Source organism: Pseudomonas gingeri (assembly GCF_013386115.1).
In the GTDB taxonomy this organism is placed as follows: domain Bacteria; phylum Pseudomonadota; class Gammaproteobacteria; order Pseudomonadales; family Pseudomonadaceae; genus Aquipseudomonas; species Aquipseudomonas gingeri.
Genome location: NZ_JACAOR010000011.1, coordinates 320,098 through 338,654, shown reverse-complemented (window position 1 = coordinate 338,654; position 18,557 = coordinate 320,098). Strand labels below are relative to the sequence as shown.

Below are 18,557 nucleotides of genomic sequence, written 5' to 3'. Positions count from 1 at the left end.
TCAGCGTTGCTGGCTCTGCCAGTGCGGATGCACCCACACCGGCACCGAGAGCGCCGGCAACGGCGGTCGCCCGCGGATCATATCGCTGGCCTTCTCGGCAATCATCACCGTCGGCGCATTGGTATTGCCGCTGACGATCATCGGCATGATCGAGGCATCCACCACCCGCAGCCCTTCCACGCCATGGACCCGCAACTGCGGATCGACCACCGCCGCGGCATCGGCGGCGGGTCCCATCTTGCAGGTGCCGCTGGCATGGTAACCGGTTTCCGTGACCCGCCGGGCCCAGGCATCGAGCGCCTCATCGCTCTGCACATCCGGACCGGGCACCAGCTCCTCGCCGGCAAAGGCCGCCATGGCCGGTTGCCCGAGGATTTCGCGCACCAGTCGCGCACCGGCACGCATGTCGGCACGGTCCTGCTCGGTGCTCAGGTAGTTGAAGAGGATCTTCGGCGGCTGGCGCGGATCGCGACTCTTGAGGGTGACACTGCCCAAGCTGGTGGGCCGCATCAGGTCGATATGCACCTGGAACGCATGGGCAGGCACCAGGTCCACCGTGCCCGGTTGCACCGCCAGGGGCATGAAGGTCAGTTGCAGGTCCGGGTGCTCGACCCCGGCCCGCGAACGGATAAAGGCCCCGGCCTCGAAATGGTTACTGGCCGCCAGGCCGTCATGGCGGATGAACCAGCGCGCGCCGATCCACCACTTGCCCGGTGCGCTGGTCCACGGGTACAGCGACACAGGCTTCTTGCACAGGTACTGCACCACCGTATCCGGATGGTCGTTGAGACGTTTGCCGACGCCGGGCAGGTCGTGCAGGACCGTCAGCCCCAGGTCACGCAGCTCCGCGGCCGGGCCGATGCCGGACAACAACAGCAACTGCGGCGAACTGATCGCCCCGGCGGTCAAGAGCACTTCGCGCCGGGCCCGGGCCTGCCAGACGTGACCGTTCTGCTCGTACTCGATACCACAGGCCCGCTTGTCCTTGAACAGGATGCGCAACGCCAGGGCACCGGTCGCCACCTGCACATTGCCGCGCTGCAAGGCTTCGCGCAGATAACCGCGGGCGGTGCTCCAGCGCCTGCCGTGGCGAGTCGTGCGGTCCACCGGGCCGAAACCTTCCTGGCGATAGCCGTTCAGGTCGTTGCTCGGCGCATAGCCGGCCTGCTCCCCGGCCGCGACGAAGGCGGCACACAACGGCGTGCTGATATCCCCCGGCGTGACATGCAGATGCCCCTGCGCACCGCGATAACTGTCAGGTCCATCGGCATGGTTCTGCGCGCGGATGAAATACGGCAGCACTTCCTGGTAGCTCCAGCCGACGCAGCCCTGCTCCGCCCAGTTGTCGTAATCCCGGGCATGCCCGCGGATATACACCATGCCATTGATCGACGAGGAACCGCCGAGGGTACGCCCACGGGGCGTGCCGATCCGGCGGCCGTCGAGCCACGGCTCGGGTTCCGAGCTGAAACCCCAGTTGTAGCGCGTGCCGCCGACGACCACGCCCACAGCGGAGGGCATGTCGATGGTCCAGCTGTTGTCGGCCGGTCCCGCCTCCAGCAACAGGATCCTGAGCGCAGGGTCTTCTCCCAGGCGGTTGGCCAGGACACAGCCGGCGGACCCGGCGCCGACAATCAGGTAATCGAATTCGTGCTCGGACATGACCGGGCGTGCTCCATCAGAAGGTCTGGGGCGATCGGCGACGCCGATCGCGACAAGCGGACTCAGCGGTCGGCAGTACCGTGGATACCCTGGAACACCAGGCGGTGAAAGTGATGCACCAGATGCTCGCTTTCATTGCTGCGCTGCGCGTCGATCATGTAGCGACCCTGGTCGTAGCCCAGCGAGCGCAGGCCCTTCTGCACCGAGATATTCAGCGCGATATCTTCCGGTCCCAGGTCCTCGTTCATCCACTTCATGCAGGCGGTGCTGACCTCGGCCGTGCGGGCGTTGGAGGAGTAGTAGCCGAAGCGCAGCAGCGAGCGCTCGGCATCCAGTGGAATCATCATGAACGAGCCGAGGAACTCGGAAAACGGAAAGGTATAGAAGGTATTGTTCGGCCACATGCCGATATTGAAGAAGCACTCATCGGGGTTCAGGTCGCCGCGCAGCTTCACCCCATAGGCTTCGGTCGCCGACAGGTTGGCCGGGGCCGCATAGGTCCACCAGTTGTCCCGCTTGATCAGCTCGTAGCCCTTGAAGTCGATCAGTCTGGCCAGGTCGATGTGGCACGGGCCGGAGAGCTTGAAGTGATAGCCCTCGATGGAGTTGTCCATGATCACTTTCCAGTTGGCCGGCACGATCACGTCCTGCTCGTCGATCAGTTGCATCTGTTCCAGGTCCGGGAAGACCCGGCGCATTTCCTCGTCGGCGCCGGGGAACAGTTCGCGCAGGGACGGCGCCTGGGGATCGAGGTTGAAGTAGACGAAACCGCCCATTTCCTCGATCCGTACCTTGGGAATATTGAACTGCTGCAATTCGAAGTTCTTCATCCGTTCGCAACGGGGCGCGCCGCGCAGGCTGCCATCCATTTCATAGCACCATGAGTGATAGGCACAGCGCACCACTCCGCCAGTGGTACCGCGCCGCTCTTCCAGCAGGCGGTTGCCGCGATGCTGGCAGACGTTATGGAAGGCATGGACCTGCCCTTCACGGTTACAGGCGACCACGATGCTCTGGTCGAACAGGTCGCAGACCACGTATTGCCCGGGCTGGGCGAACTCGTTCCTGTGCCCCGCCACGTGCCAGGCGTGCATGAAAATATTGTCGCGCTCGGCCTGGAACAGTCCCTCATCGAAGAAATAACGCGATGGCAGGGTGAAGGCTTCCTCGGGATTCTGCTGATCCCAACCTTCGACCCGGGATTGTTGTTTCTGGATATGAATAGGTTGCATGGACGTGCTCCTCGACCAGGGTTGAGCGCTCGGTTCGGCTGCCGGCGTTGGAACCTAATCTAGAGCGCCATCCCTGGCCGGGATTGATGGAAAACGACCCGTTGGGCAGGAAAAACATCAATCACCCTTGACCACCATCCTCTGGCAGGTGCCGCCGCCTAAAGCCGCAAAACTGCAGGAAAAGTCCTGCAAATGAGCTGTCAGGCCTCAACTAGGGTGAAGAGCAGACATATTTTTCCCCTTTATATCCATACGTAAGTAGCGTACAAATAATGAATGCTTTGTTTATCGAACTGCCGCCCTTCGAACGCCATCGCAGAGACTACCTGGGCGACGAGGCATTCCGCTGTCTCCAGCTCGCCTTGCTGCACAACCCAGAAGCAGGCGAGGTCATCCAGGGCACCGCGGGCTGCGCAAGGTCCGTTGCGTTGACCTGCAACGACACAAAGGCAAACGAGGCGGCATCCGGGTGATCTACTACAGGTGGCCGCAAGGCTCCCAGTTCTGGCTATTCACCCTGTACGACAAGGACGAACGGGATGATTTGAGTCCACAGCAGAAGCACATCCTGAAACAACTGCTGAACAGAGAGATAGAGGCGAGAAACCACCATGAAACGTGACATTTTTGCAGAACTGGTCGAGGGCTTCGATGCACTGGCCGACCAGCGCCAGGGGAAAGTCACCCTGCGTACCCACAAGGTCCAACTGGGCAAGCTGCAACCGATCAGCGCCGATGAACTGGTGGCGATCCGCACCCAGTTGAAACTGTCTCGGGCGGTGTTCGCCCTGTACCTGCGCACCAACACCCGGACCCTGGAGAACTGGGAGCAGGGCCGCGCCAGGCCCAATGCCCAGGCCACCACGCTGATCCGGCTGGTGGAGAAGTACCCCGAAACCGTCGAGCACCTGGCCTCCCTGGGCTGAGGCAACATGAGGATTTGCAACCGGGCATCACGCTCTCACTGCCCTTTTGCACATAACTGCTGTTCCCCCCGGGGCCTTAATCCCCGTCGGCGGGCTTCGTATAGTGAGCGCTCAGTGCCCCATAACCAGAACGTCGAGAGGCCCGAGCATGAACCGTCCACAGCCGATGATCGCCAGCACCGAACTGCCCGCCTGCGAGCAGGACGCCGAATACTTCGAATACAGCAAGGCCGCCAACCCGATCAGCGCCGGATTGATCTCGCGCATCCCCTACCAGGACTTCCCCGCCTCGCTCTACGACAGCGGGCCGTCGCGGCTCGTGCCCCTGGACCTGAGCGAAGCCCTGGGTTGCGAAGGTCCGGCTACCGGCCCCGGGCTGTGTGCCAACTTTATCCGGCTCAACGCTGGTGACACGCTGACGCTACAACCCAACGCCACCTCCCAGGTGCTCTATGTGATCGCGGGACATGGCAGCCTGGCCCAGGGCGAGAGCCGGTTCGACTGGTACAAGGGCTGCTTTGTCGCCCTGCCCGGCCGCCAGGCGGTGGAACTGGCCGCCAGCGAGGACAGCCGTTTCTACTACGTGCATGACGAACCGTTGCTGCGTTACCTCGGTGTCAGCAGCCAGCAGGATCGCTTCAGCGCCACCCTGTACCCGGCGCAGATCGCCAACGCCAAGCTGCGCGAAGCCGCCGACGACCCGCGTGCCCAGGACCGCAGCCGCATCAGCATCCTGCTCGGCAACCGGCATTTCCCCCAGACCCGCACCGTGACCCATGTGCTCTGGGCGATGTACGGCATCCTGCCACCGGGCTCGGTCCAGAAACCCCATCGCCACCAGTCGATCGCCCTTGATTTCATCATCGACTGCCCGCCCGGTTGCTACAGCCTGGTGGGCACCGACGTCGACGAACAGGGACAGATCCGCAACCCGACCCGGGTCGACTGGGCGCCTGGACTGGCGTTCGTCACCCCGCCGGGTTACTGGCATGCGCACTACAACGAGTCGGACCGCGAAGCCTTCCTGATCCCCATCCAGGATGCCGGTCTGCAGACCTACCTGCGCGCCCTGGATATCCGCTTCATCTGAGCGCTCTCAACGCTGCCAGTAAGGCGGTGTGCCGATACGTTCGAGCATGAAGTCGATAAAGCTGCGCACCTTCGACGAGACGGTGCGCTTGGGCGGATAGACGAACCACAGCGACGAGGCGATCTGCGTGGCCTGGGCCTGCCAGTCGGGCAGCCAGTGCAGCAGTTCGCCCTGCCTGAGCAAATCATTCACCAGCCAGTCCGGCAACAACGCCATGCCCAGGCCCTGGCGCACCGCCAGCAGTTGCGCATCCAGATCGTTGATGCGCAGATCCCCCCTGAGCACGACACGCTCGGCCTGGGCCCCTGGCGCCTGCCGCGGCACAAAAAACACTTCGTCGGGCAGGTTGCCGTTCAACAGCGTGCCACACTCCGCCAGCTCCTGCGGTGAGCCCGGTGCCGGATGCTGCCGGGCATATCCAGGGCTGACGCACAGCAGCGTGTGTTCGGCCGCCAGCTTGCGGGCCTTGAGCGAAGAGTCCGGCAACACACCGACGCGCAGCGCCAGGTCGACGCCGGCACTGATCAGGTTGACGTGGCTGTCTTCCAGGGTCAGCTCCAGGCGAATTTCCGGAAAGCGTCTGGCAAAGTCGCCGAGCAGCGGCAACACATGGTGGCGGGCGAAGGCCGGCGGCAGGTTGAGCTTGAGCAGGCCCCGGGGTTGCTGGTTCAGCGCCGAGGTCGCGGCCCTGGCCTGATCCAGTTCGGCCAGTACCCGCAACGCATGGTGCAGGAAGGTTTCACCACCCTCGGTCAGGCGCAGGGTACGGGTCGAACGATTGAACAGGGCGATCCCCAGGTCCTGCTCCAGGTCCTTGATGTAGCGCGATACGGTCGAGGCCTTGATCGAGAGCTTCTCGGCCGCCCGGGAAAAGTTGTTGGCCTGGGCGGCTTCGACAAAGGCCGTCAACGCGGCGAAATAGTCCATACGGGTATCCACTCGGGGGCGGCTCGGCGCTTGAGCCGCGGGAACTACCGAGTAGATACCGCTATCTGCCGCCTTTGGGCAAGCCCGTCGGCAAAATCGAAGCGATCCGCCAGGAACGGCGTGATGTCCAGCGGCAACGACTGCTGATGGAGCAGGCGTTCGAGCATGACCCCGGTGATCGCCGACGTGAGAATGCCGGTGCGGAAATGCCCGCAGGCATTGAGGTAGCCGTCGACACCCGCCATCGGCCCGAGGATCGGCAGCTCGTCGGGCGACCCGGGACGCAGGCCGGCCCAGCAGCGCTTGAGATTGATCTCCCCGAGTTGCGGCACGCAGCGAATCGCCCCCTGCACCAGCGCCGTTACCTCGGGGAAGGTGGTACTCACGTCGAAGCCCTTGTCCTCGGTGGTGCTGCCAATGAGGATTTCCCCGTTGTCCTTCTGCGCCATGTAGCAGTCACTGGTGGTCAGGCAGCCCTGCAACAGGCTGGGCAGGCGCTCGGTCAGGAGAATCTGGCCCTTGACCGGCCTGACCGGGATCGCGATGCCGGTGGCCTGCCGGCTGAGCTCGGCCGCCCAGGCGCCGGCGGCGTTGATCAGGGTCGCGCAATGGAACTCGCCCGCCTCCGCGGTCCGCACGCCACTGACACGCTCGCCCTGATGCAGGACTTCGGTGACGTTGGTATTGAAGTACAGGTCCACGCCATTCTGCCGCGCCGCCTCGGTATAGGCATCGGCCAGGCGGAAGGGACTGACCTGGTGATCACAGAGAAACTCCAGCGCGCCTTGCGCCTCGGGGCTCACCGCCGGCTCGGCTTCGCGCAGGGACTCGCGATCCAGCCAGCGCAACTGGTCCGCCAGGTGCGGGATGCGCGAAACGATATGCTCGGCATACAAACGATCTTCATCGTCGTAGATCACGTATTTCAGGCCGGTGCGTTCGAACTTGAAATCCATGCCATGGCGCTCGATCAGCTCGCGATGCAGTTCCGGGTACAGCGCATTGGACTGCAAGGCAAACTCGAAGAAGGCCGGTGGCAGGATATGCGGCGTGCTGGCGTCCACCGCCACCGCCGCGCCATGGGCCTCGCGACGGCGTTGGGCGGACATCATGCGAAAGAAGATCACCCCGCAACCCAGCCCCACCGATTCGCCGATGGCCCACAGGCCGCCGGCCGAAGCGCGGGTCGCGTTGCCCGGACGCTTGGCGTCGATCAGGGCAATCCGCAGTTTCTTCTGGCGCGACAGATGATAGGCACAGGAAGCACCGATCACACCGCCACCGGCAATCACGACATCGTAGGTTCTGCTCATGGTTCAGGCGTCCTTGCCCAGGTGCTGGAAAGCGGAAAAGGGAATCGGCTCGATGGGAAAACGTGGCCGCAACCAGCCGACATCGGCGCGCCCGGTGGCCTCGCGCAGACGGTCGCTGCAATAGCCGACACACATCCGCCCCTGGCAATCGCCCATGCTGACGCGGGTGCGCATCTTCAGGCCGGCCATGTCCTCAACACCCTGGGACAGCGCCCGGTCGATATCGGCCCGGGTCGCATGTTCGCAACGACAGACCACCGTATCGGCCTTCGCCAGGTCGATCTGCCGGATACCGCGCCGGGTGTAGCGGTCGACCCCCGAGCGGAATTTCCTGATGCCCGCCAGCTTGTCGAGATAGACCTGGCGCAACGCCAGGGCGGCCTCGGCGTCGAGGACATCGCGTTGCATCAGGATCGATACCGCGGCGATCCGCCCGGCCAGCATCGCCGCCTCGCCACCACGAATACCGCCCATGTCCCCGGCCAGGTGGATATGCGGCTCGCTGCTCTGCTGCCAGATATTGGTTTCGGCACACAGGTAGCCGTCGGCATTGAAGCCATGGCCCAGGCCCATCTGCTGGCTGAGCTGGGTGCGCGGGATAAATCCGTAGCCGACGGCCAGGGTCTGGGCCTCGACCTGATGGGCACGCCGCAGGTCCGCTTGCCAGTCAGCGGAATAAGGCGCCAGGGTCACGCGCATCAACTCGTCCTGGCCCTGTGCCTCGACCACACCCCAGCCATAGTTCATGGCGATGCCGTGCAATTTCAGGTAGGCGAGCATGCTCAGGCCATCGAGGAACATCTGCGGCTTGTGCAACAGCGCCAGGCTTTCCCGGGCGATCCGAGCGAAGGCACTGGCCTCGTAGACACCGGCAACCGCTACGCCCGCCGCGTGCAACTGGCAGGCCACCAGCGGCAGCAACGGCCCGGTACCGGCGATCACCGTGGTCCCCAGCGGCTTGACCACGCCGCTCTTGATCTGCAGTTGCAGGCCGCCCAGCAGCATCACCCCGGGCAGGGTCCAGCCGGGAAACGGCACATTGCGCTCATGGCAGCCGGCCGCCAGCAGCAACTGCGGGTACTCGATCTGTTGCAGGGACTCGTCGGCATCCAGCGCCATCAGCGTCCGCGCGCCCTCACCGCCGACGATCCGGGTGTTGCAACGCACCTCGACGCGATCGGCGCAGGTGGCGAATTCACCGTGGAGTTTCTCCAGGGTCGCGCTGTAGCGCGCGCCCAGGTAACCGAGGTCGACCCCGCTGCGCAGCGGCCCGCGATAGACCACGCCTCCCAACCGCGAGGCCTCTTCGAACAGCACGCTGGACACCCCGTGGCGGGCCAGTTCAACCGCGGCGGCCATGCCTGCCGGGCCACCGCCGACGATCACTGGAGGCAGGCTCATAGCACCTCCAGCACGGCAAACCGGCTGACTCCGGTCTCGATGCGCATGCCCGGCCGGACCAGGGTCTGGCAGGCCCGGCGCTTGAGCCGGCCGTCAATCGATACCAGACAGCTCTGGCACACCCCCATGCCACAGAAGGCACCTGCCACTTGCCCGTGATCGTTGCGCGAAACCTGGCGCAGGCCGACCGACTGGAGTACCGAGAGCACTGTCTCGCCTGCCGCCGCCACTACACTCTGGCCGTTCAGATGGAGGGTCATATCCGCCCGGACAAGGGGCTGGATATCGTATTTTCGATCCAGGTCGTGCATGGTCCGTATCATCCGTGATTGACATAATCGTCCATCACGATAAGGAGTCTGCCCGGGCAAAACCTTGATCCAGGCCAGTAAAGCCTTGAAAAGCAGGACCGTGTATCAGCTCGCCACCGCCGTGCTCATGAAATCGATAAAGGCCCGGCACGCCGCCGACAGTTGCCGGTGTGGCGGATAGATCAGCGAGAACGGCCGGGTACGTCCGCTCCAGGGCTCCAGCAGCTTGACCAGACGGCCATTGGCAAGGCGCTCGCGGACGATGAACTCGTAGGTCTGGCAGAGACCCAGGCCGTGCTCGGCCAGGGACACGATGCCCAGCACATCGTCGGTCACCTCGATACCGGCCGCCGGCGCCCAGTCGACCTCCCGCTCACCGTCGCGAAACAGCCAGTGGCCGACCCGCCCGCTGCTGGGCATGACAAAGGGCAGGCACTGGTGCCGGGCCAGTTCCCCGAGATGCAGCGGCGTGCCGCAGCGCTTGAGGTAGTCCGGCGCGGCCACCACACAGAGCAGCGCATCCTCCAGCTTGCGGCCGATCAGACCGCTGTCGGGTAACGCCCCCAGGCGAATCGCCAGGTCATACCCTTCGGCAACCAGGTCGACATTGCGGTTGGTGATGCTCAATTCGATCCGCACATCGGGATGCGCCGCGTGGAAGCGCTTCAGTAACGGTGGCAGACGATAGTGGCCGTAGGTGGTCGGCACGCTCAGGCGGATGCGCCCGCTCAGCGCGCCATCCTGTCCCTGGATGGCGCGCTCGGCGTCGTCGATCAGGCTGAAGGCCTGGCGCGACTGCTCCAGATACAGGCGCCCGGCCTCGGTCAGGCTCAGGCGCCGGGTAGTGCGCCGCAGCAACTGGACGCCGAGCCGGCTTTCCAGCCGCGCAATCGCCCGGCTGATCACCGAGGGCGTCGTTCCCAGAGCCACGGCCCCGGCACTGACGGTGCCCTGCTCGACCACCGTGACGAACGCCTCGACATCGCCAAGGTAATCGAATCGCCGCGCCATTATTGCCTCCAGAGGCCAGATGAATTCCTGCGAGGCTACTTTATCGCCCATCCAGGCATCAATAAAGTCGTCAGCCTGTTCATTCGCACTTCGGAGCCTCACATGAAACCCATACTCAAACTGGCCATGGCCATCACCCTCGCCACCGCCAGCCTTGGCGCCCAGGCCGCCAATGTGCTGGTGGTGCTGTCGGATGCCAACCATCTCGACCTGCAGGACGGCAAGGTATTCCCCACCGGTTTCTATCTCAACGAACTGATGCAACCGGTCAAGCGCCTGCTGGACGCCGGCCACCAGGTGACCTTCGCCACGCCCAATGGCGATGCCCCGACGCTGGACAAGAGTTCGCTGGACCCGATGTATTTCAATAACGACCAGGCGGCAATGAATACCCACGCCGCGTTGCTGGAACGGCTCAAGCTGACCTCGGCCGGGGAATCGCCGGTGATCAGCCTGTCGCGGGTCGAGCAGATCGGCTATCGGCATTTCGATGCGGTCTATATCCCCGGCGGCCATGCGCCGATGCAAGACCTGCTGACCAGCCCGCGCCTGGGCAAACTGCTGGCGGACCTCCATGCCCGCGGCAAGACCACGGCACTGGTCTGTCACGGGCCGATTGCCCTGCTCTCGACCCTGGCCGACGCCGACGGTTTCAAACAGCAGATGGAACACGACGGGAAAGCAGCCGGCAAGCCGGACTGGATCTATGCGGGCTACAAAATGACCGTGATCAGCAATCAGGAAGAAGAACTTGCCAAGGGCCTGCTGGCCGGCGGACGCATGAAGTTCTATCCGCAGACCGCCCTGGAACAGGCCGGCGGGCTGTACAGCAGCAACACCTCACCCTGGGCCGCCCATGTGGTGGTCGACCGCGAACTGATCACCGGCCAGAACCCAGGCTCGGCTACCGCGGTGGGCGATGAGTTGCTCAAGCGCCTGAAGTGATCACTGCAAGGCCTTGAAAATCCATGCCCCGCATCGCTCGCCACCGCCGCGATCAGGACATCGAGAAAGCCCGGTACGCCGCCGACAGACCGTGCCCCTGGACACCGGCTAACGGTTTGACAGGATTGGAGCTAGTCTTCAGGCGCGCCTGACCCACTCGCGCCTGCCGACCGATGGAGTACGCCATGCTGGTGATAAGAGAGGCTCAATGGCGCGCAATCGAATCGTCGCTCCATAGCGCCTTCGAGACGCGCGCAATCGCGCAGTTGCGCGCGTCCCGTGCACACCACCTGCACGAACTCGACGATGACACCTTGCGCATCTGTGTGCACAACGGGATCCGTGTTGCACTGGATCATGGCATTTCGGATGAAGCGTTCGTCATGGCCCTTCTCGAACTGATGGTCGATTTTGGCTGGAACTTTCAGAGTTCCACGCAAACCTCATGGGCAATGGACATTCTTTCGCGGAGCGAACTCACGGAAGACGAGAAAATCGCCGAGCTGCTGCGTCACCGGTTATCCCTCATGCTGGAGAAACGGAATGCGCTCGGTTGACCCCGACAATATCAATAAGATTGCCTTCGACAGGGCATCGCACGCCGTCTTCATCAAGACTCGCGGACGAACGAATACTCCCGACACGGAGGAGCTGCGTGAACTCTGGTTCAATCGCTATGAGGAAGAAGGCGGAAAAGTCATTATCGTCAAGAAACAGGAGAAGCCCCTGACTCCCATGGTGGTGCCATGCGAGGCCAGCAAGCCACCACCAAAGCCCAAGGTCATCCCTCCCCTCACGCTCAAGATCATTGAACTGACGTTCCTCTCGGACCATGGGCTGCTCAAGGACAATACGACCGACTGGAAAAACACCGGTGCCTTATATACCAAGCCGGATTGGACGCCGGGCAAATCCAATATGATCAGCCACAGCATCAACACGAAATTCCGCGTCCGGATTGTGATCGAGGCCGAGGGAGAAGCGCCGGATGACGGTAGCATCGAAGGGGCTGTCGGACCCGTTCGATTTTCCTCCGCCGCCGTAACCTTCAACATCGGCAGGAACACGCTGGATCTGACCTCGGACTCAGAACTGCCGAACATCGCCAGCGGAGTGTTCAAGATTGCCTGGACGGCCACCACCAGGCGTGGAGCACAGGTGTCGATAGGCGCCACAAGCAATCATCTTTTTCTGACCTTTTCGACCCCACGTTTGCGCCCATCCGAGCCAGATGATGGGGTTACCTCCTACCGCATGAAACACTCGATCGCGGCAGTCAAGAAGATCGGGCTGAGCGCGCCCCACAAGATCGTCGAGACACTGATGGGCTATTTCCCGACCTATACGCTTGAAAAGAACGCGAATGTTCCCGACGAGCTCGGTCATCCGTATTACACACATCCGGAAATCGGCGCCTGGGCCCTTGGCCAGCATCGGGAATACACGGCTGAGTGCCAGGCCATCTGCCGGTTCGTGCGTGGCCTCCTCGAGCAGATCGGATGTCCCGGTACGGTCGAACCTATCGTCGTGTGGGCCGATCCGTTGGACAAGATAGTGAAAGAAGCAGAGTACGGCAGCTCGAGAAGCGGCCTGCGCTTCGTGACCAAGACGGTTCAAATCGAAACGGAAGTGGACGAGGAGTACGAGGTTCCACCCACCGGACTGTTCGGGTCGGTCTTCGGCAGTCCGACCAAAAAAATCAGGAAGAAAAAAATCAGGGTGCCGCAAACCTGGAACGCATTTCTGACCACCAGCGCTGCGACGGTCGGGGAGGATGCAACGGACAGTGGCCTGAACCTGTACGAAGCCTGCCTGAAATTCACCCACGCGGGGATCGTCAGATACTACGGGGGTGGAGCGGGAGTGTTCAAAACGAAAGAGAAGGTCGTGGCAGCATTCCATTCGCTGATCTGGGTTCACAGGAAAGCACAGGATCCGGACGACAGGCTCAGCCCGATGATCCCGGTCTGCAAGGAGATATTCCATAGCTGGCGCTAGCGGACGCGTTCCCACGCAGAGCGTGGGAACGCTTTCATGGCCTAGCGCCGACGCTTCATCAGCCAATACGCCGCCGGCAGCACCAGCATCGACAACAGGGGGGCGGTGATCATCCCGCCGACCATCGGCGCGGCAATCCGCTTCATCACCTCGGAGCCGGTGCCGCTGCCCCAGAGAATCGGCAGCAGGCCGGCGATGATCACCGCCACGGTCATCACCTTGGGCCGCACCCGCAGCACCGCGCCCTCGCGAATCGATTCGAGCAGGCCGGCGTTGTCATCCCGCCCCTCCTCCAACCGCGTGGCCCAGGCGTTCTTCAGGTAGAGCAGCATGATCACGCCGAATTCCGCCGACACCCCGGCGAGGGCGATAAAACCCACGCCGGTCGCCACCGACTGGTTGAACCCCAGCAGATAGAGCAACCACACCCCGCCCGACAGGGCGAACGGCAACGTGACCATGATCAGCCCCGCTTCGCTGAAGCGCCCGAAGGTCAGGTACAGCAGCACGAAGATGATCAGCAAGGTCGCCGGCACCACCCACATCAACCGCGCATTGGCCCGTTCCAGGAACTCGTACTGGCCGGAGTAGGACACGGTCATCCCCGGCTTGAGCTGTACCTGCTGCGCCACCTGCTGTTGCAGGTCGCGGGCGGTGGACGCCAGGTCACGGCCGCGCACATCGACATAGATCCAGCCGGACAAGCGCCCGTTCTCGCTGCGCAGCATCGGCGGCCCGGCGCTCACGCCGATATCGGCCACCGCGCCCAGGGTGATCTGCTGGCCGCCGGCGGTCAGTATCGGCAATTGCCTGAGGGCCTGGGGACTGTCGCGCCATTCCCGTGGATAACGCAGGCTGATGGGATAGCGCGCCACACCTTCGACCGTCTCGCCGACCGTGCTGCCACCCACCGCCCCGGAGACCACCGCCTGCACATCGGCGATGCTCAAGCCGTAGCGTGCCGCCGCCAGGCGATTGATCCCGATATCGAGATAGCTGCCGCCGGTCAGGCGTTCGGCCAGGGCCGAGGTCACGCCGGGCACCTGCTTGGCGACGCTCTCGATCTGGTGGGCGATGTCATCGATATCGGCCAGGGAAGTACCGGCCACCTTGACCCCGATCGGGCTCTTGATGCCGGTGGCGAGCATATCGATACGGTTGCGAATCGGCGGCACCCAGAGGTTCGACAGCCCCGGCACCTTGACCGCCTGATCCAGGGCCTCGATCAGTTTTTCCGGGGTCATGCCCGGCCGCCACTGGTCACGGGGCTTGAACTTGATGGTGGTCTCGAACATCTCCAGCGGCGCCGGATCGGTGGCGGTCTCCGCCCGCCCGGACTTGCCGAAGACATGCTCGACTTCCGGCACGCTGCGAATCATCCGGTTGGTCTGCTGCAGCAGTTGCGCCGCCTTGCTGACCGGCAGGCCGGGCAACGCCGAGGGCATGTAGAGCAGGTCGCCTTCGTCCAGCGCCGGGATGAACTCGCCTCCCAGCTGGCTCAACGGCCAGAAGCTGGACAGGAAGATCACGGTCGCCAGCGCCAGGGTCAGTTTCGGCCATTTCAGTACCGCTTCCAGCACGGGCCGATAAGCCGCGATCAACCAGCGATTGAGCGGGTTCTGCTGCTCGGTGGGAATGTGCCCGCGAATCCAGTAGCCCATCAGTACCGGCACCAGCGTCACCGACAAGCCCGCCGCCGCCGCCATCGAATAGGACTTGGTAAACGCCAGCGGACCGAACAACCGCCCTTCCTGGGCCTGCAAGGTGAACACCGGCAGGAACGACAGGGTGATGATCAACAGGCTGAAGAACAGTGCCGGGCCGACCTCCGCCGCCGCCTCGCCGATCACCCGCCAATGGGTTTCGCCCTGCAGCTTCTGGCCGGGGTGTCGCACTTGCCAGGCCTCGATATGTTTATGGGCGTTCTCGATCATCACCACGGCGGCATCGACCATCGCGCCGATGGCAATCGCAATACCGCCGAGGGACATGATATTGGCGTTGACGCCTTCGATGCGCATGACGATAAACGCCATGAGCACCCCCAGCGGCAAGGTGATGATCGCCACCAGCGAGGAACGCAGGTGCCAGAGAAACACCAGGCACACCAGCGCCACCACGCCGAACTCTTCCAGCAGCTTGAAACTCAGGTTGTGGATCGCCCGGTCGATCAGTTGCGAGCGATCATAGGTGGTCACCAGCTCGACACCCGCCGGCAGGCTGGAGCGCAGGTCGGCGAGACGGGCCTTGACCGCTTCGAGGGTCTCGTGGGCGTTCTTGCCCGAACGCAGGATGATGACGCCCCCCACCGCCTCGCCTTCACCGTCGAGTTCGGCGACTCCCCGGCGCATTTCCGGGCCGAGCTGGATCGTCGCGACCTGCCCGAGCAGCGTCGGCACACCGGTGGCCGAGGTCTTCAGCGGGATATTGCGAAAGTCATCCAGGGTCTTCAGGTAGCCGGTGGCGCGCACCATGTATTCGCGCTCCGCCAGTTCCAGCACCGAACCACCGGCTTCCTGGTTGGCATTGCCCAGGGCCTCGCCGACCTGCTGCTGGGTGATCCCGTAAGCCACCATCTTCTGCGGGTCGAGCAGCACCTGGTATTCCTTGACCATGCCGCCGATGGTGGCGACTTCCGCCACGTTGGGCACGGTCTTGAGTTCGTACTTGAGGAACCAGTCCTGGATCCCGCGCAACTGCGCCAGGTCGTGCTGGCCACTGCGATCCACGAGGGCGTACTGGTAGATCCAGCCGACCCCGGTGGCGTCCGGCCCGAGGGCGCTGGTCACCCCCTTGGGCAGGCGTCCCTGGGCCTGGTTCAGGTACTCCAGCACCCGCGAGCGGGCCCAGTACAGGTCGGTGCCGTCGTCGAAAATCACATAGACGAAGGAGTCGCCAAAAAACGAGTAACCACGCACGGTCTTCGCCCCCGGCACCGAGAGCATGGTACTGGCCAGCGGGTAGGTGACCTGGTTCTCGACGATCTGCGGTGCCTGCCCGGGAAAGCTGGTGCGGATGATCACCTGGGTATCGGAAAGGTCCGGCAGCGCATCCAGCGGGGTGTTGCGCACCGACCAGATACCCCACGCCACGATGAACAGGGTCGCCAGCAGCACCAGGAAGCGATTGCCGATGGACCAGTGGATCAGGCGCTTGATCATTTCATGCCCTCCATCGCGTTCATCGATGGCGTGGCGGACGTCGCTTCCTGCGGCTCGGCGAGGCCTTGCAGGCTGGCTTCGGAATCCAGCAGGAACTGGCCGGAAGTCACCACCTGCTGCCCTTCGGTGAGGCCTTCGAGGACTTCGATGCGCCCTGCCGACTCACGTCCGGTACGGACTTGCACCGGTTTGTAGCGCCCCTTGTCCCCGGCCAGCATCACCAGGTCGCGCTTGCCGGTACGGATCAGCGCTTCACTGGGGATCAACAGGCTCGGACGCGGGTCGGTCGCAGCGAAGCGCACCGAGGCAAACATGCCGGGACGCAGGCTGCCGTCGGTATTGGGCAACTGGCTGCGCACCGTCAGGGTACGGCTCTGCCCATCGACCCCCGGCAGGATCGCCAGCACCTTGCCCTGTACCCCACGACCGGGATAAGCCGACAACGCCACCGCGACCTGCGCGCCCACCGCCACCGAAGAAGCCAGGGCCTCCGGCACCGAAGTATCGAGCCAGACGCTGGACAGGCCATTGATGCGCGCCAGGCTCATCCCGGCGGAGACGGTCATCCCGGCACGCACTTCGAGGCTCTGCAGTTCGCCGGCAATCGGCGTGGACAGGGTCAGCACCGGACGGACCTTGCGGGTCTTCGCCACCTGGGCGATCACGTCGTCGGGCATGCCCAGCAGGCGCAGGCGCTCGCGGGTGGCCTGGACCAGCCGGCTGTCACCGGTGGCGAGTACCGCGACAAACTCCAGTTGCGCGGCGGACCATTCCGGGATCAGCAGATCCACCAGCGGTGCGCCGGCCTGCAGGACATCGCCGGGTGCGCGATCGTAGACCCGCTCGACAAAACCGGCGGCACGGGCTTGCAGGTTGACCACGTCGCGCTGGTTGTAGGCCAGCGCGCCGACGGCCTCCAGGCCGCCGGGCAGAGATTCGCGAACCACCGCGGCGGTACGCATGCCGAGGTTCTGCGCCAGTTGCGGCGATACGCTGATGGACGTGCTGTCCTCGGCGGCATCGACATACTTGGGCACCAGTTGCATGTCCATGAACGGTGATTTGCCCGGGGCATCGAAATGCTGGGTCGGGTACATCGGGTCGAACCAGTACAACGCCGGGCGTTCCTTCTTGCCGGCATCGGTGGTGGCGGACATCGCGGTCCCGCCGTGGCCGAGCCAGTAGCCACCGGCAACACCCAGTCCCGCCAGCGCGAGGGTCAGTACGGAATAAGCGAGCGTCTTCATTTGAGGCCCTCAACATAGGCGAAATAGAGGCTGGCGGACAGTTGGCCGAGTTGGGCCTGCTGACTGATCTCGCGCAGGTGGGCTTCGATCAGTTCGCGGCGCGCGCTGATCACCGCGTTCAATGGACTTTTCCCGGCCTTGTAGGAGGCCAGTTCCAGGTCGCTGCGCCGGCTGGCCAGGGGAATCGACGATTGCTGCGAGCGTTCGACGGCTTTTTTCAGGCGCTCGAGCTCGGCCAGACCACTTTCCAGTTCGGCCCGATGCTCGCGCAACATCACTTCCTGCTCAGCTTCACGCTGTTCGAGCGCGTGTTGCCGGGCATTGATTCGCGGCCCCTGGCGGGAGCCGACGAACAGTGGCAGGTCGAAAGTGAACTGCAACGACGCCATGTCGCCGCCAAACTGGCGGTCGCGATGGCCGTATACCAGCTCGACACCCCAGTCGGGTTTCTTCTCGGCGATGGCCTCGGCCAGTTCGGCATTGGCTTCGCCGACCCGGGCGGTGGCGGCTTGCAGGTCCGGATGACGACCCAGGGTGTGTTGGCTGTGGGGCAGGATTGGCGCCCAGGTCGGCGGCCCGTCCTGCAGCGGTTGATCGGCGTCGGCACCGATCCAGCGGCGCAGTTTCGCTCGGGCGACGGCGATGTTCTGCACCAGCTCGTCGCGACGATCCGCCAGGCTCAGCGCTTCCTGGTCAGCCTGCAGCAGATCCCCGGCCTGGGCACCGCCACCGGCGATGCGCGAGGCGGTGGTGGTGCGCAGCAAGGCGACCTGATGGTCCAACTGATCGAACAGGCTCACGCTGCGCTCGGCGTAATAGACCCCGAGCCAGGCCAGTGCGGTTTGCCGCTTGACCTCCAGCAGGGCCGCGCGCTGCTCGGCCTCGGCGACGTCGACGGACGCCAGGGCGAGGTTCTTGCGGGCCAGGCGCTTGTCGCTGTTGGGAACTTCCTGGCGCAGCCCGATCTGCCGTTCAGTCATCGAATCACCGTTGAACGAATAGCGACCGGAGCCCTGGATCGGCAGATCCTGGATGCCCAGCATCAGCTTGGGATCGGGCAGCGCATCGGCCGGCCCGACGGAAGATTGCGCCGACTGCACCTGTGCCATACGGGCAAGGTTCTCCGGCGCGGTATGTTCGGCGAGTTGCTGTGCCCGCTCGAAACTCAGGGGCTCGGCCTGGACGGCCAGCCACGGGCTCGCGCCCAGGACAACAGCGATCACACCGGCCAGCAGGCGGTGTGAGGGAATGAAAGCGAACATGCGTTCGTCTCCAATGCAGATGATCGAGGTGTCCGCCGTCACAGGCGCACACACAGGCTCCCGCGCCCTTT

General features: G+C 63.9%; 15 protein-coding genes and 1 pseudogene. 6 read left to right on the top strand and 10 right to left on the bottom strand.

Translation table 11 applies throughout. The features are described 5' to 3' along the window. Complete coding sequence (locus HX881_RS22645) at positions 1–1,662, bottom strand: choline dehydrogenase (RefSeq protein ID WP_177086693.1); 1,662 nt, start codon at positions 1,660–1,662, stop codon at positions 1–3. Between the two features lie 62 nt (positions 1,663–1,724). Continuing rightward, entirely contained in the window at positions 1,725–2,894 is a 1,170-nt protein-coding gene (locus HX881_RS22640; RefSeq protein WP_177086691.1) for an aromatic ring-hydroxylating oxygenase subunit alpha, read from the bottom strand. Positions 2,895–3,166: 272 nt separating this feature from the next. On the opposite strand from HX881_RS22640, the pseudogene HX881_RS22635 reads away from it, so the two are divergent. From HX881_RS22635 to HX881_RS22625, 3 genes and pseudogenes are all read left to right on the top strand, one after another. Then, a pseudogene (locus tag HX881_RS22635) lies at positions 3,167–3,516 on the top strand (toxin). After that, positions 3,506–3,820 carry a helix-turn-helix domain-containing protein gene (locus HX881_RS22630; protein WP_017129438.1) on the top strand — a complete coding sequence of 105 codons (315 nt, stop codon included), beginning with the start codon at positions 3,506–3,508 and terminating at the stop codon, positions 3,818–3,820. The pseudogene HX881_RS22635 and the gene HX881_RS22630 overlap by 11 nt, the downstream one beginning before the upstream one ends. Positions 3,821–3,968: 148 nt before the next feature. Continuing rightward, entirely contained in the window at positions 3,969–4,910 is a 942-nt protein-coding gene (locus HX881_RS22625; RefSeq protein ID WP_177086689.1) for a cupin domain-containing protein, read from the top strand. 6 nt (positions 4,911–4,916) lie between these two features. On the opposite strand, the gene HX881_RS22620 is transcribed toward HX881_RS22625, so the two are convergent. From HX881_RS22620 to HX881_RS22600, 5 genes are all read right to left on the bottom strand, one after another. Next, positions 4,917–5,837 (bottom strand): LysR family transcriptional regulator, encoded by a 921-nt coding sequence (locus HX881_RS22620; RefSeq protein WP_177086687.1) that lies wholly within the window; start codon positions 5,835–5,837, stop codon positions 4,917–4,919. A gap of 44 nt (positions 5,838–5,881) precedes the next feature. Then, positions 5,882–7,150 (bottom strand): cyanide-forming glycine dehydrogenase subunit HcnC, encoded by a 1,269-nt coding sequence (gene hcnC, locus HX881_RS22615; RefSeq protein ID WP_177086685.1) that lies wholly within the window; start codon positions 7,148–7,150, stop codon positions 5,882–5,884. Positions 7,151–7,153: 3 nt separating this feature from the next. Next, a complete protein-coding gene (gene hcnB, locus HX881_RS22610; protein WP_177086683.1) occupies positions 7,154–8,551 on the bottom strand; it encodes a cyanide-forming glycine dehydrogenase subunit HcnB in 1,398 nt (465 codons plus the stop codon). Beyond that, positions 8,548–8,862, bottom strand: coding sequence for a cyanide-forming glycine dehydrogenase subunit HcnA (gene hcnA / locus HX881_RS22605; protein ID WP_017129443.1), 315 nt, complete (start codon positions 8,860–8,862; stop codon positions 8,548–8,550). Before hcnA ends, hcnB begins: the two co-directional genes overlap by 4 nt. Before the next feature lie 105 nt (positions 8,863–8,967). Then, the gene (locus HX881_RS22600) at positions 8,968–9,873 is read right to left on the bottom strand and encodes a LysR family transcriptional regulator (protein ID WP_177086681.1); all 906 of its coding nucleotides are present in this window, start codon (positions 9,871–9,873) and stop codon (positions 8,968–8,970) included. Positions 9,874–9,975: 102 nt separating this feature from the next. On the opposite strand from HX881_RS22600, the gene HX881_RS22595 reads away from it, so the two are divergent. The 3 genes from HX881_RS22595 to HX881_RS22585 all read left to right on the top strand — a co-directional run bounded on the left by HX881_RS22595 (position 9,976) and on the right by HX881_RS22585 (position 12,816). Further along, positions 9,976–10,818 carry a type 1 glutamine amidotransferase domain-containing protein gene (locus HX881_RS22595; RefSeq protein ID WP_177086679.1) on the top strand — a complete coding sequence of 281 codons (843 nt, stop codon included), beginning with the start codon at positions 9,976–9,978 and terminating at the stop codon, positions 10,816–10,818. A gap of 185 nt (positions 10,819–11,003) precedes the next feature. Beyond that, positions 11,004–11,375, top strand: coding sequence for a hypothetical protein (locus HX881_RS22590; RefSeq protein ID WP_177086677.1), 372 nt, complete (start codon positions 11,004–11,006; stop codon positions 11,373–11,375). Beyond that, positions 11,362–12,816 (top strand): hypothetical protein, encoded by a 1,455-nt coding sequence (locus HX881_RS22585; RefSeq protein ID WP_177086675.1) that lies wholly within the window; start codon positions 11,362–11,364, stop codon positions 12,814–12,816. Before HX881_RS22590 ends, HX881_RS22585 begins: the two co-directional genes overlap by 14 nt. A 41-nt stretch (positions 12,817–12,857) precedes the next feature. Here the strand turns inward: HX881_RS22585 and HX881_RS22580 are convergent, their stop codons facing one another. The 3 genes from HX881_RS22580 to HX881_RS22570 are packed head-to-tail and all read right to left on the bottom strand — an operon-like array spanning position 12,858 to position 18,486. Continuing rightward, positions 12,858–15,977, bottom strand: coding sequence for an efflux RND transporter permease subunit (locus HX881_RS22580; protein ID WP_177086673.1), 3,120 nt, complete (start codon positions 15,975–15,977; stop codon positions 12,858–12,860). Further along, positions 15,974–17,224, bottom strand: a complete 1,251-nt coding sequence (locus HX881_RS22575; RefSeq protein ID WP_177086671.1) for an efflux RND transporter periplasmic adaptor subunit — start codon at positions 17,222–17,224, stop codon at positions 15,974–15,976. The genes HX881_RS22580 and HX881_RS22575 overlap by 4 nt, the downstream gene beginning before the upstream one ends. Beyond that, positions 17,221–18,486, bottom strand: coding sequence for a TolC family protein (locus tag HX881_RS22570; protein WP_177086669.1), 1,266 nt, complete (start codon positions 18,484–18,486; stop codon positions 17,221–17,223). The genes HX881_RS22575 and HX881_RS22570 overlap by 4 nt, the downstream gene beginning before the upstream one ends. Between the last annotated feature and the right edge of the window lie 71 nt (positions 18,487–18,557).

What these genes read in the sequence shown, in the direction of transcription:
- HX881_RS22640 (WP_177086691.1), bottom strand. Translation starts at nt 2,894, where the DNA reads ATGCAACCTATTCATATCCAGAAACAACAATCCCGGGTCGAAGGTTGG.
- hcnB (WP_177086683.1), bottom strand. Translation starts at nt 8,551, where the DNA reads ATGAGCCTGCCTCCAGTGATCGTCGGCGGTGGCCCGGCAGGCATGGCC.
- HX881_RS22585 (WP_177086675.1), top strand. Translation starts at nt 11,362, where the DNA reads ATGCGCTCGGTTGACCCCGACAATATCAATAAGATTGCCTTCGACAGG.
- HX881_RS22620 (WP_177086687.1), bottom strand. Translation starts at nt 5,837, where the DNA reads ATGGACTATTTCGCCGCGTTGACGGCCTTTGTCGAAGCCGCCCAGGCC.
- hcnC (WP_177086685.1), bottom strand. Translation starts at nt 7,150, where the DNA reads ATGAGCAGAACCTACGATGTCGTGATTGCCGGTGGCGGTGTGATCGGT.
- HX881_RS22590 (WP_177086677.1), top strand. Translation starts at nt 11,004, where the DNA reads ATGCTGGTGATAAGAGAGGCTCAATGGCGCGCAATCGAATCGTCGCTC.
- HX881_RS22600 (WP_177086681.1), bottom strand. Translation starts at nt 9,873, where the DNA reads ATGGCGCGGCGATTCGATTACCTTGGCGATGTCGAGGCGTTCGTCACG.
- HX881_RS22645 (WP_177086693.1), bottom strand. Translation starts at nt 1,662, where the DNA reads ATGTCCGAGCACGAATTCGATTACCTGATTGTCGGCGCCGGGTCCGCC.
- HX881_RS22570 (WP_177086669.1), bottom strand. Translation starts at nt 18,486, where the DNA reads ATGTTCGCTTTCATTCCCTCACACCGCCTGCTGGCCGGTGTGATCGCT.
- HX881_RS22625 (WP_177086689.1), top strand. Translation starts at nt 3,969, where the DNA reads ATGAACCGTCCACAGCCGATGATCGCCAGCACCGAACTGCCCGCCTGC.
- HX881_RS22575 (WP_177086671.1), bottom strand. Translation starts at nt 17,224, where the DNA reads ATGAAGACGCTCGCTTATTCCGTACTGACCCTCGCGCTGGCGGGACTG.
- HX881_RS22595 (WP_177086679.1), top strand. Translation starts at nt 9,976, where the DNA reads ATGAAACCCATACTCAAACTGGCCATGGCCATCACCCTCGCCACCGCC.
- HX881_RS22630 (WP_017129438.1), top strand. Translation starts at nt 3,506, where the DNA reads ATGAAACGTGACATTTTTGCAGAACTGGTCGAGGGCTTCGATGCACTG.
- hcnA (WP_017129443.1), bottom strand. Translation starts at nt 8,862, where the DNA reads ATGCACGACCTGGATCGAAAATACGATATCCAGCCCCTTGTCCGGGCG.
- HX881_RS22580 (WP_177086673.1), bottom strand. Translation starts at nt 15,977, where the DNA reads ATGATCAAGCGCCTGATCCACTGGTCCATCGGCAATCGCTTCCTGGTG.